The organism is Flavobacterium sp. LC2016-23, from assembly GCF_009674775.1.
Lineage (GTDB): Bacteria > Bacteroidota > Bacteroidia > Flavobacteriales > Flavobacteriaceae > Flavobacterium.
On record NZ_WKKE01000014.1, the window covers coordinates 94,096 to 107,464 of the forward strand.

5 protein-coding genes are annotated in these 13,369 nt (G+C 38.5%); 1 reads left to right on the top strand and 4 read right to left on the bottom strand.

Going from position 1 to position 13,369, the window contains the following annotated elements; translation table 11 throughout:
* Positions 1-83: 83 nt before the first annotated feature.
* A complete protein-coding gene (locus GJU43_RS13345; protein WP_154341251.1) occupies positions 84-1,574 on the top strand; it encodes an MFS transporter in 1,491 nt (496 codons plus the stop codon).
* Positions 1,575-1,851: 277 nt separating this feature from the next.
* On the opposite strand, the gene GJU43_RS13350 is transcribed toward GJU43_RS13345, so the two are convergent.
* From GJU43_RS13350 to GJU43_RS13365, 4 genes are all read right to left on the bottom strand, one after another.
* Complete coding sequence (locus GJU43_RS13350; RefSeq protein WP_154341252.1) at positions 1,852-5,001, bottom strand: glycoside hydrolase family 2 TIM barrel-domain containing protein; 3,150 nt, start codon at positions 4,999-5,001, stop codon at positions 1,852-1,854.
* A gap of 252 nt (positions 5,002-5,253) precedes the next feature.
* Positions 5,254-6,702, bottom strand: coding sequence for a RagB/SusD family nutrient uptake outer membrane protein (locus GJU43_RS13355; RefSeq protein WP_154341253.1), 1,449 nt, complete (start codon positions 6,700-6,702; stop codon positions 5,254-5,256).
* A 17-nt stretch (positions 6,703-6,719) separates the two neighbouring features.
* Complete coding sequence (locus GJU43_RS13360) at positions 6,720-9,905, bottom strand: SusC/RagA family TonB-linked outer membrane protein (protein WP_154341254.1); 3,186 nt, start codon at positions 9,903-9,905, stop codon at positions 6,720-6,722.
* 119 nt (positions 9,906-10,024) lie between these two features.
* Positions 10,025-13,318: a VCBS repeat-containing protein gene (locus GJU43_RS13365; RefSeq protein WP_154341255.1), complete on the bottom strand. Its 3,294-nt coding sequence runs from the start codon at positions 13,316-13,318 to the stop codon at positions 10,025-10,027.
* Positions 13,319-13,369: the final 51 nt, after the last annotated feature.

The window sequence follows — 13,369 nt, forward strand, 5'->3', positions numbered from 1 at the left end:
AGTGTTAATTTTTTTTTTGATAAAAAAATGCTCTTAAAATATTTTTTAAGCAAAACGATGGCCAAAACCAAACTTTTATATTTATGAGTACTACATCACAAAAGCTTTCCGTGCTGGAAAAAACAGGTTACGGTCTAGGTGATTTTGCCGCAAATTTGATTTTTCAGACGCTGCTGACTTTCCTGGCTTTCTTTTACACGGATGTTTATAAAATTCCTGCCGGAACGGCAAGTGTTATTATTTTTACCGGCGGTTTTATAGGTGCTTTTTTTAATATCATTATGGGAGTTATTGCTGATCGTACCAAAACAAGATGGGGAAAGTTCAGGCCATGGATATTATGGACTGCTTTGCCGTTTGGCATTGCAGCTATTCTCTCTTTTTTAACTCCTGATTTTGGAGCAACAGGCAAGATTATTTATACGTTGCTGACTTACTTTTTTCTGATGTTAATCTATTCTGCGAATAATTTGCCTTATGTAGCTTTAAGTGGTGTTCTGACAGGTGATATGAAAGAAAGAAATAGTCTTTCTTCCTACCGTTTTGTTGCTGTAATGATCGCTCAGTTTATCATTCAGTCGCTTTTATTGCCTTTGGTTTTGATTTTAGGACATGGCGATAAGGCAGTTGGTTTTAAAAATACGATGATACTGTTTGCTATTGTAGGGGTAATTTGTTTGCTGATTACTTTTTTTACAACCAGAGAAAGAATCATTCCTGCAGAGCATCAGGAATCTTCCGTTAAACAGGATTTTATTGATTTATCTAAAAACGGACCCTGGCTGGTTTTGCTGCTGGTTACCATTCTGGTTTTTATTACCTTGTCTTTAAAAGGCGGAATGTATGTTTTCTATTTTAAATATTATTTAGATCCGGTTGCACAGACTGATTTCTTAAACAATATTGGTTTTACGACATTCATTGACGGACTGAATAATTCACTTACGTCAATGGGGCTGGTAGATTTTCAGTGGCCAAAAGATGTTCCCACTTCGGCATTTAGTCTTTTTAATGCGGGAGGAATTATTTTTATGATTTTTGGAATTTTGTTTTCAAAATCGCTTGCCGATACCTTTGGTAAAAGAAATATTTACATCGCTTTTATCTTTTTATCTGCCATTAGCTTATTGCTTTTTAACTTTTACAGCAGAACAGCTATTGCGATGGTTTTTCTGACCCAGTTAGTACATGGCTTCATTTACGGAATAACAATTCCTTTATTGTGGGCTATGATTGCGGATGTGGCGGATTACAGCGAATGGAAAAACAATCGAAGAGCGACTGCTACGGTTTTTTCGGCAATGATTTTCGGACTAAAAATAGGGATTAGTATCGGGGGTGCGCTGGGTGCGGCTTTTTTATCCAAATATGGTTATGTAGCGGAAGAAGTCAATCAGGTACCCGCAGCCGTCGAAGGAATTAAACTTTCTGTTAGTATTTATCCGGGCTTTATATTCATTATAAGTGCAGTTCTGTTGTTCTTTTACGTAATAGATCGAAAAATGGAAATTCAGATTGAAAAAGATTTAAAGGAAAAAAGAAATCCAAAAACAGTATGGTCTCAAGCATCATAAATCAGGTTAGCCTGATGAAACCGGTAAGGCCGGCTCTTTTCAATTGTAAATTATTATTGAGATTATTTCCTTTGTTTTTAGCTTATCTTCCCGGCATCTGATGTACTATATGAAAACAGGCGGCAAATCTTTCAAACTTACTCTTAAAATTTAATTAGGAATGAATTTGCAGAATTTGCCGCCAGCATTAGACAAGAAACATACCTTTATAATCCGTAATCCTTATCGCTTTTTGAGCCGTGATAACTTGTCATTGTTCAGTTGAAACGAGGGGAAATCAAAACAAACTAATCGTGTAGGTAAATACCTCAGGAACAGCAAATACCTGATACTTTTCAAGTGGTCTGGGTCCGCAGCTGGCAGATCCAACCCCTAGCGTTTTGGTTGAAATACAAAATACAGTGGAGGTACTGGCAGGTAAGTCAATTTTATATTCTACCGGATACATTTGTTCATCGGTATGAGGAAGGGCTGCTACCTGCATCAATTTTTCATCGGCCGTCACCATCAGCGAAGGCATATCTTTACCACTTAGTTTTGCCCAGCTCACTTCTTCATGGTTGCCGCGTTCCATTGGTTTTTCATATTCATATTGTTCATTTACGCCTAATTCATACACGCCCACTTCGGCTGAACTCTTTCGATCGGAATAATTTTCGAATGGACCACGGCCTAAAAATGTCATACGATCAAGTTTCCTGTCCACTAACATCCGTACACCGATTCGGGCTAAATTGATACGGAAACCAATAAACTGAACCTGATTATCTACTTTTATGGTTCCGTTACCCTTAATCAGATATGTTGCTGTATGATAAACCGCAAAACCTTCTTTTCCATCTGCTTTTGTTACAGACGTTATTTTCACTGAGGTTTTATCCATAGTTTCTACTTTAAAGCCGACCAAAGTATACTGAAGAGTAGTCACCCCGTACTTTTCCCATTGTTGATAAGCCCAATCGTCATCATTACGGTGAGAGGCGCGCCACAAATGCAATTTAGGCGAACCATCGGCCGTTAAAAGGTTAATTCCGTTTTTTAGTAACTGACTCATAAAACCTGTTTTCTTATCAAAATTTACAGAAAAATCTTTTCCTGAAATAATGACCGATTGCGGGTTTTGGACCAGTTTTACAGGTGCTGTGACTTTTGATTCTTCTACCGTTGGTGTGTTAACAGGAAGCAGAAACTGCTCCGTTGCAACTTCAAAACCTTCAGCAGCCCAAAGTGTTTTTTGTTTTAACTTGTATGAAATGCGTAAATAGTATTTCGCACCTGCTTTGGGATGTTCTATTTTATAAGGAATATTTGCCGCAAAAATTCCTTTTGACCATGTGGGACGAATTCCAATTTTTCCCTTATCAATTTCTACGCCGTTTTCGGTCAGGCTCCACTCGGTATCAAAACCATCCAGGGAAATAAACTGGTATTTGTTTTTAATCTGAATACCGCCGTTAGCAGGATCGGTAAGTTCAGTATCAATCCATTGAAATGCTTTTTTCATTTCAGGATAATGCGGTTTGACATGGTTACCTGCTGTTGCACGGTCATAAGAAATGACTCCCTTATGAATAAAATAATGGTCATTTGGATTTTCTCCGAAGCCACCTCCATACGCTAAAACCGGATGACCGGGATCGCGCTTATTCCACAATGCCTGATCCTGAAATTCCCAGATAGCCCCGCCTAAAATAGCAGGATTGTCATCAAATGCTTTAGAATATTCGTCAAGAGATCCCATGGAATTAAACATCGCATGAACGAACTCACAAATGTAAAGCGGTTTAGTCAGTCCCCAGTTTTTTACCATATCAACATAATCGGCTGCACTGCCATACATGCGTCCATCGAGGTCGGCAGGATTTTTTTTACCACTTCCAAATCGTTCATAATGAACAAAACGGGTTGGATCGATGGACTTAACTGCAGCCATGGCAGCTTTCAGATTTGTACTGACCCCGCCCCCTTCATTGCCAAGAGACCAGATAATTACTGATGGATGGTTTTTAAAATTTTCAACATTAGCGACATTGCGGTCAATAATTGCCTGTTTTATTGTTGGTTCTTCATCAAATCGGCTATCATAGCCATGGTATTCCATATTAGCTTCAGCAACTAACCAGATTCCCCATTCATCGCACAGTTCATACCAGCGCGGATCGTTTGAATAATGGCTGGTACGGACGTGATTGCAATTTCCCTGTTTAATGACTTCCAGATCACGGATCATTTGCTCTTCGGTAATGGCATGACCGACATCAGACCAGTGTTCGTGACGGTTCACACCTTTCAATTTGATGGGTACACCATTTGCCTTAAAAATACGTCCGTCGATTTCTACCTTCCGGAAACCTATTTTTGACGCTATTATTTCGCCCTCGGAATTTGTCAGTACAACTGTATACAGATTCGGCGTTTCAGCAGTCCATTTCAGCGGATTATCTACCTTAATTTTTACATTCAACAACTCTTCTTTATTGGTTTTAAGTATGCCGCCGACTGTACTGCTTTTGGCTATTTGTTTGTTCTCCTGATCGTAAAGTGTAACGGTGAATGTTTGTGCCTTAGCGGTCTTATCGCTGTAATTCTTAATTTTGGCCGATACGTCCAGTGTTGCATCTTTATAATCTTTATCTAAATCTGTTTTCACAAAAAAGTTCCGAATATGCACTTGTGGAGCACTCCACAGCGTTACATTACGAAAAATTCCGTGCAGACGCCACATATCCTGGTCTTCCAGCCATGTACCCGAGCTGTACTGATAGACTTCTACGGCAATTGTATTTGTACCGGGCTTCAGATATTTGGTAAGGTCAAACTCGGCTGCATTCCGGCTATTTACGCTAAAACCAACTTTTTTGCCATTTACCCATAAGAAAAAAGCACTGTCTACCCCATCAAATGTGATAAAATTGCGACGGCCTGTCCATTCTTCAGGAATAGAAAATTCCCTGCGGTAACTTCCAACGGGATTTCGTTCCTTATATGAGGTGTACGATTTATCGGGTTCACTCATAACATGCGGAAAATCTTTTTTGATCGTATATCCCAGGTTTCTGTAAAAGGGTGTTCCGTACCCTTGTACTTCCCAGTTGGAAGGAACAGGAATTTCTTTCCATCCTGAAACATCATAATCAGCACTGTAAAAATCAACCGGACGCATTTCCGGTGTCGGAACCCAGTTAAATTTCCACGCGCCGTTAAGACTCTGGCAAAAAGAAGAAGCATGCCGTTTGGCTGCCAAAGCTTCCTGCAGGCTGGCATAAGGCATTAGTGTAGCATGATAAGGCTCTTTGTTTATGCCGAGCAATTCGGGGTTTTCTATTTCTGACGGAATCAGCGTTCCTATAGCTGTAGCCTGAGCCACAGTCTGGCTTACGAAAGCTAATGATGCTATAATAAATAGTAAGAAAGTATATTTTTTCATTGGTATAAAATTGTTTAATCCGTTTTACTGAATCTCTGTATTTACCCTAAACTTCGGGAATATTTTTTTGATACAATCCGGGAAATTAAAATCTTAAGGAACACTTCATTAATTTGAAAATTAGTTTTTAGTAAATGACCACCTCCCAAAAAACAAGCATTTTATTCAAGAAATGAAGCAGATTTATAAAAGGACGCATTATTTCTGCCTCATTTCGAATGCGCTGTTATTTGATCACTATCCCTGTTCTTTTTAAGGATTTGGTACCATCAGGTGATTTGTTGATATTTCTCCGCTTGGTATCGGCCAGATATAATTGCTGCTCGTTGGGAGAACCAGAGGAGCCGTCCCGATAGCACCTTTTTTGGCAGGCAGGGTCTGTACTTTTCTTTGTAAATCCATCAATCGGAACCCTTCGCCTAAAAACTCAATCTCTCTCTCTTTTTGTATGGTTGCAACCAAAGCTTCTTTTGTGGCAAGGTCATTTGCTTGAAATACATAATTAGGGTCTGAACGGTTTCGTACTGCTTTCAACAATGTGGCTGCCGTAATCAAATCATTCGTATTAGCGGCTGCTTCGGCATAATTTAATACTATTTCGGCATAACGAATTACAGGCACATAATCTCGAAAAGGTGCAGTGGTGATACTGAATTTCTTTAGTATTTTTTGATTGGCCGAATTGATACCAATGAGGGTGGAGCGCGCATCGGTGCCTGAATTGAATGCAGGATCAGTAACAATTCCTGTTTCAGCTAAAAAAATAATGGGCTGTGCGGCATAATTATAAGCCAAAGCATATTGTGCCGAAGGTGTTTCGGTGGTAGAATTTGCAAAAGGAATAGAAAAAACAGCTTCAGTTCCGGTATAACTTCCTCCAAAAATAGCGGTGTAATTGGCTTCTAATTTATGGGTTAAATTTCCCTCTGTGTATTGAAAAGGCAGTGTAGCAGAAACTATTTTCTTAGATTCTGAAATTACCTGATCAAAATTGTTCTGTAGCAGTAAAACTCTTGTTTTTAATGCAATTGCTGTACACTTTTTAGCTCTCGAAATATTCAGCAATGGTGTGGTGTAACTCACCGGCAAGTCTGTTTCGGCTTCGTCTAAATCTTTCAGAATCTGTGCGTACACTTCTTCTACAGTACTTCGGGCCAAGTCACTATTTCCTGAAGTCGTAATCGGCGTTAATCGCAAAGGCAGCCCCAAAGCCGTTTTGTCCTGATTATAAGGTTTGGCATAGGTCTGAACCAGGCTAAAGAAACAAAAGGCCCGAATAAATTTGGCTTCGGCAATGTAATTTTTAGCCAGCTCTTTTGAAATTACCGTAGTTTCATTCATTTTACTAATTAGAATATTAGCTGCATTAATGGCAGTGTATGCTACCGACCAGACATTGTTGACAAAATCATTTGTTGATGCCACATTTTGATTCCATACAGCGGAACCGGTTGCCGCATTTCCGTCATTTTGACCAAACTGATCTGCTCTTTGTTCATTAAAAATAATAAATCTGCCTCCGTAAAAATTCTGATTCTGCAGCTGCTTGTATAAGTTATTAGTCTGCGCCAAAATTTTACCGGGAGTACTAAATGCAATCGATTCGGGAATACTGGTTTCAGGCTGGGTGTCTAATAAATCATCATTGCAGGCTGAAGTAAACAATAGTATCAGACAGCTGATTAAAATATATTTTTTCATTTTGTGTCTTTTTAGAATTAAAATGCAATGTTTAAACCCAAAGTATAGACCTGAGCATTGGGCGGAACATTTTGATCTTTTCCTGAGTTAATAGAGTTTCCGTTGATGGAAACTTCGGGATCAGAACCTCTGTACCTGGTAAAAGTGTAAAGATTATTCCCCTGTACATACACATAAACAGAGCTGAAGGTGTTTTTTAGAAAAGAGAGCTCCGTGGGTACATTATATCCCAGCGATACATTTTTAAATTTTAGGTAGGAACCATCCTCTACTTTTGAGGTGCTTGAAAATGAAAAACCTGCCGAAACATTATCACCGTAATATAACTTTTGAATATCGGTGATCTGACCCGGAGTGGTCCATCTGTTTTTTATAAATTCTCCATTATTGAAATAACGCTGGTCTGAGTTCGTTGCCCGTGTTCCGTTATAGAGTTTATTTCCTTGTGCAAAAGTCAGGTTTACCCCTAAAACAAAATTCTTATAACTAAAAGTATTATTTAATCCTCCGAAGAGTTTTGGCAAAGAAGGTCCCTGCATAACACCATCTTTATAATTATCTATTGCGGGAGCGGCAGTGCCGTCAAGATAAGTCCATTTTGGAGAGCCTACATGATTGTACTGTACTTCTCTGCCCTGGCTGTTTATAAAAATCATCTGACCGTTTTCCGGATTTACGCCCTTATTAGGAACGGCAAAAACAGACCCGACAGAATAGCCTACCCTGGTCATGTTTTGTACCCCAAATACACTTGGTACAAATACATCACTTGCTAATGAAGTTACTTTATTTTTAAGAGTGGAAAGATTGAGATTCACATTCCAGTTAAAGTTTCCTGCAGTAACAGCAAGTGTATTGATTCCGATTTCGTAACCTGTATTGTACATGCCGCCTACATTTTCGTTGATATAATTATTCGGAATTCCGGCTGAAAGTGCTTGTGGTGTTTTCAGGATCAAATCTCTGATTTTGTTATTGAAATAATCAAATTCTACTGAAACACGATTGTTGAGCATGGCAAAATTTAGTCCCAAATCGAGTTTTGAACTTGTTTCCCATTTTAGATTGGGATTGGCAGTCTGAGAATATCCCAGCGTTGGCGCACCGCCGTAAGTAGATGAATTATAGGTTCCGATAGCAGGATAATTTCCTATTTCGCTATTTCCAACAATACCGTAACTGGCTCTTACTTTTAAGTTATCCATAAAACCTTTTATTTTCGAATCTTTAAAAAAGGATTCTTCCAGAACGTTCCAGCTTACAGATCCTCCCCCAAAATTACCGTATTTGTTTCCCTCCGATAAAGCCGACAAACCATCGATTCTGTAATTTAAAGTCAGGAAATATTTGTTTTTAAAATTGTAGTTAAGGTTAGCAAAATAAGAGAGTAATGCATTTTCTGAAAGATCATTTCCTATAGGCGAAATAGTAGCATAACTTCCCTGGTAATTTTTATAATACGAGTCTGTAACATTACTTTGAGAAGCTCCCCAGCTGTCTGTGGTAGTTTTTATTCGTTCATAACCGGCGAGAATCATGACATTGTGATTTTCTTTAAAAGTATCTTTGTACGTAAGTGTATTTGCCCAGTCAGTTCTTGATAAGTCGCTGGCTATATTGGTTGCTACACCGTTGTACGATGCTCCTCCTCCATGAATTGGATTTAAAAACAACTTGTTTTCAAGATCAATAGTATTCAACCCGTAACTGCTTCTGAAAATTATTTTTTTGGTGATATCAAATTCTGCATAAAGATTCCCTAAAAATGATTTGCTAATTGAAGTAGTCAAATCCAGTTCCTGAACCATCGCTAAATTGTAGGCATTAATAGTACCTATGATCGCCGGAATATTGGCTCCATAACCTACACTTATTCCGTTTTGAATGCTGTAGGATCCATCCGGATTGTAAACAGGTACATTTGGGGGCAGCACATAAGTCATTCTTCCCAGGGGTTCATTAGTAATATACTCCGTATTATAGGTTGAAGAAGACAGCGTATTTCCTGCTACAGCACCGGTATTTGGGCCTACGTTTTTCGCTCTGCTGTAAGAAAAATTGGCCCCAACCCTGATAAAATTGTTTACCTGATGACTGAGGTTTAAGCGGGTGATGTAATTTTGAAGCGTGTTGTTTTTTATAAAACTGTTTTGATTGGTATAGTCTACGGAAAAATAATACTGCGTTGTTTCATTGGCTCCTGAAATGTTAAGACTGTGATTGCTCGAATAACCCGGTTCGTAAGCCACATCATACCAATTTGTATCTACTATACTTCCATCGGGGTTTTTAGAGAGAAAAAAACCAGGTGCTTTGCCCGCATTGACCAGGGCTTCATTTTTGATCATTGTATAATCTTCCGCATTTAATAATTTAGGCAGGTTATAGGGTGTGCTGCGGCTGAACCAACTATTGTAATTGAATCTGGTTTTTCCTTTTTTCCCTTTTTTGGTGGTAATTACCATAACGCCATTAGCTGCTCTGGAGCCGTATATGGCGGCAGCCGAAGCATCCTTTAGTACATCTACAGACTCAATATCGTTGGGGTTAATTCCCGAAAGCGGATTGTTGCCCACAAAGCCGCCCAATGAACCTGTAAATACAGCTACGCCATCAACCACAATTAAGGGAAAAAGCCCGGATGTAATCGTATTCAATCCCCGAACCCGAACCACGGGCGTATTATTTAATACACTTGTAGATTGAATCACATCAATTCCGGTTCCCTGACCGCCCAATAACTGATCAAAACTGGTGGAAGGACGGTTCTGCAGCTGCCTGGCTGAAATCGTGGAAACAGCACCCGAAAACTCGGATTTTTTTTGAGACAAATAGCCGCTCGAAATTAGGATTTCATCTAGTTGATTCGAACTGTCCTGCAATACCACTTTGATACTTTTATCTGATTTTACCACGAAATTCTGAGTCACATATCCCAGCATTGAAATCTTTAGGGTAAGAGGAAATTTGGCGGTTGTAATTATAGAAAAATATCCGTTTTCATCTGTAATTGCAGCTTCATTGGTTTCTGTAATCTCAACAGTTGAAGCTGCTACTGCCGTACTACTATTATCAATAATTTGTCCTTCTATCGTATTCTTTTGTCCAAAAGCAGACAGTGAAATCAAAAGACAAAATAATATTGTATGCCGGTTACCATTTGTCAGCAATGCCAAAAAACGGAATATATAGTTTTGTTTCATTTACAGGATTTTAAAGCATAGCCTAAACCAGAACATCAGTCTGTTCTGGTTTAAGCGGCTGGATTTAATTGGTTTTACTTTTTAAAGATGGATTATGACAAATTCAAAAAGAAAAGATTTTAATTGATTTTGACGCTTTGTAAAAACGAATTGTTTTTAGTCACGAGAAGATAGGTCTTCCCGTTTACCTTAATTTTCTCCATGTTCTTAACATCACCCGGAGTAAAAAATCCGCTGTCAATTGCGGAAACCGATCTGAATTTTCCTTTGCCATTTCCCTTCAGCAGCAATCCGTGACCTGCATCGTTTCGAGGGGTTTCTACTTCAGAATTGTACATGTTACCTGTTATTAAAACATCCAGTTTACCATCATGATCATAGTCATCGGCCAGGATTTGATTGATGCAGCTAAGCTGTGCTTCGACTGGCAGTTCGTGAATTACAAATTTGCCCTTTCTGTTTTCCAAATAAATACTGGCAAACGATTTTACTTTGTAATGTAAGGCTTCTTTAAGTGATTTCTCGGTATAAACATCGACCAGAGTAGCTTCTGAAAAACTTTCGTAATCTTTGAATTTCTTCTTGATATTTGGAATCTGCTGAGACGAACAGCCGCGACCACGCACCGGATACTGCTTGCCGTCGTTGTAGTAGCTCAGTACAATATCTTTATGTTTATCGTTGTCAAAATCTTTTACAAAAATATCAAAGGTTTCATCGGGAGTGGCTTTGTATTTGTAATTCAGTCCGTTATTCCCTACAATATAATCCATATCGCCATCCTTATCAAAATCGCCTTGCTGAATGCTCCACCACCAGCCTGTCGTATCGTCCGTAAGTCCCGTGTTTTTTGTCACTTCTTTAAAACCCGATTTTGTGTTTTGAAATATGCGGATAGGCATCCATTCGCCCACGACAATAATATCCTGTAATTTATCATTATTAAAATCGGTAATTACAGCACTTGTTGCCATTCCTAAATTGACAAATTCTTTAGGTGCTTTTTTAGAAACTTCAAATTTAGGCTGTGCCGCTGTACTACTATTATGTAATAAGTAGGTGGTTGCAGGTGACGGATATTGTCCGGGAACTTGTCTTCCCAGTACCAAAAGATCTTGTTTTCCATCTTTATCGTAGTCAATCGCATACACTTTTGAGCCGCTTGTCAGCATTGCTGGCAGTACTCCTTTAGACGCTTTGCTAAAATCGCCTTTTCCGTTATTGAGGTATAATCTGTCTTGTAATTTGGGGTCGTTAACCAAAAATTCGTAACCGCCGCTCACTACGTACAAATCATTATCGCCGTCATTGTCGGCATCAAAAATTAATGCTCCTGTATCTTCGCTGGCTTTATCTTCCTCCAGTACGGAAACATTCTTTTCTACAAAACCAGTTTTAGTCTGTAAAAACATTTTTCCGGAAAAAGTAGCTGCACCTCCAATAAAATAATCATCAAGACCGTCGTTATTGAGGTCACCTACAGCAATGGGAGGGCCAAACGTAGACATCTTGTGAGGCAGCAAAACCTGATCTTTAAAATCATCGTATTGATTTTCTTCGTGTTTAAAAGCAGGAAATACTCCGTTTACCGTTGCGAACAAAAGGTTTTTGGGAGTGGTTTTCGGCAGTACTTCTTCTTTGGCATCCTGCTCCTTAAAAGTGAGCTTTTGGTTGGCTTTAACATGGTATAACTTTTGCACCTTACCATTCGTCCAGACTACTTTTACCTCATCGATTGTATTTTCCTTACCCACACCAAAATGCAATTCCGGAGCCACTGAGGACTGAAATCCTCTTGTCATCGTAAGCTCCTGCATTTGGGTTCCTTTTTTGGTTTTGATGTACACACGATTTCCTAAACCAAAAGTATTTTTTGTATTTCCTTTGAATTTTATGTTGATGTAATTATTAATTTTCGAACTTGAATTTTCAAAAACAGAGGCGTAATCGTCGATATTATTAATTACCAAATCTAAGTCGCCATCGTTATCCAGATCGGTATAAGCTACCCCATTTGAAAAACCTTTATATTCTATTCCCCATTTTTTATTTGCCTGCTCAAAATTTAAATTTCCTTTATTCTGAAACATAAAATTGTCAATTTTTTCTGAAGGCATTTCCTGAGATTTCTTAAGCAAATCTTTCGGCTGCAGATTTAGAGCTTCTAAACTATGAAAGAAATCATTGTTATTAATTTCTCTGCGGGTTCCATTCGTCACAAACAAGTCTTTATTTCCATCATTGTCAAAATCTGCAAATAAAGGTCCCCAGCTCCAATCTGTAGATGAGGTTCCTGTAATACGGGATACATTACCAAAATGTGGAATCCCATTTTCATTAATTCCAGTACTCAGCTGCATACAATTGTGCATGTACTGGTAATTAAAACCGGCACCCACTACATCCCAGAACAGTTTCGGATTCATACTGGACATGTTTGCTTTTTTACGGCGATTGTCCTTGGCATCCATATCTACCTGAAAAATATCTAAATTTCCATCGTTGTTAAAATCGGAAATATCTACCCCCATTCCGTAAAAAGAATTGTGGGCCGTGGCTTCTTTTACCACTTCCCTGAAAGTACCATCCTGATTGTTGATGTACATGAAGTCCGGGGAATTAAAATCATTTGAAACGTAGATATCAGGCCAGCTGTCATTGTTTAAATCTCCAATTGTTGCACTTAATGATAAGCCATAGTTCATGACACCGGCTTCTTTAGAGACATTGGCAAAATGACCGCCGTCATTTCGATACAAATGCCCTGATTCGTTATCTTTGACGTGAAGCATCATTTGTACGTAGTCGCCCGTTGCCGAATTGAATCTGGTAGGCGGATAATTGGCGACAAATAAATCTAAATCACCATCTTTATCATAGTCAAAAAAGGTTCCCTGAATACTGTTTCCAATATCATCGATCCCGTATTCTTTGGCTCTCTCCGTAAATGTTCCATTACGATTATTGATATACAATTGATTGTTTTTGGGTCCAAATTTTCCTCCCACACAACAATAAATATCTAAAAAACCATCACCGTTTACATCTGCCATTGTAACACCGCTATACCAGCGACGATCACCTCCGACACCTGCTTTTTGAGTGATATCCTCGAATTTTAAATTTCCTTTATTCAAATACAATTTATTCGATACCTGATTTCCTGTAAAAAAGATATCTTCCAGGCCATCGTTATTAATATCACCGGTGGCCACTCCTCCTCCCAGATAAATATAATTGTACGTAAAGTAATTCAGGGAATCATTTTCTTTCAGATTATTGCTAAAATTAATCCCTGTATCAGAACGGTCCAAAGTGGTAAATATCTTCTCATCTGATTCTTTAGAACAATTAACAAGCAATAATAAACCTGTAAGGCTAAAAAAAACTGCTTTCGTTTTTCTGTTTTTCATTTTTATATTTCTACTAAAATTTATCATTTTGTCTCTTATTAATTTTTCTTA

Bases quoted from the DNA above. Each gene is read 5' to 3' on its own strand.
- GJU43_RS13345 (WP_154341251.1), top strand. From the start codon at position 84: ATGAGTACTACATCACAAAAGCTTTCCGTGCTGGAAAAAACAGGTTAC.
- GJU43_RS13350 (WP_154341252.1), bottom strand. From the start codon at position 5,001: ATGAAAAAATATACTTTCTTACTATTTATTATAGCATCATTAGCTTTC.
- GJU43_RS13355 (WP_154341253.1), bottom strand. From the start codon at position 6,702: ATGAAAAAATATATTTTAATCAGCTGTCTGATACTATTGTTTACTTCA.
- GJU43_RS13360 (WP_154341254.1), bottom strand. From the start codon at position 9,905: ATGAAACAAAACTATATATTCCGTTTTTTGGCATTGCTGACAAATGGT.
- GJU43_RS13365 (WP_154341255.1), bottom strand. From the start codon at position 13,318: ATGAAAAACAGAAAAACGAAAGCAGTTTTTTTTAGCCTTACAGGTTTA.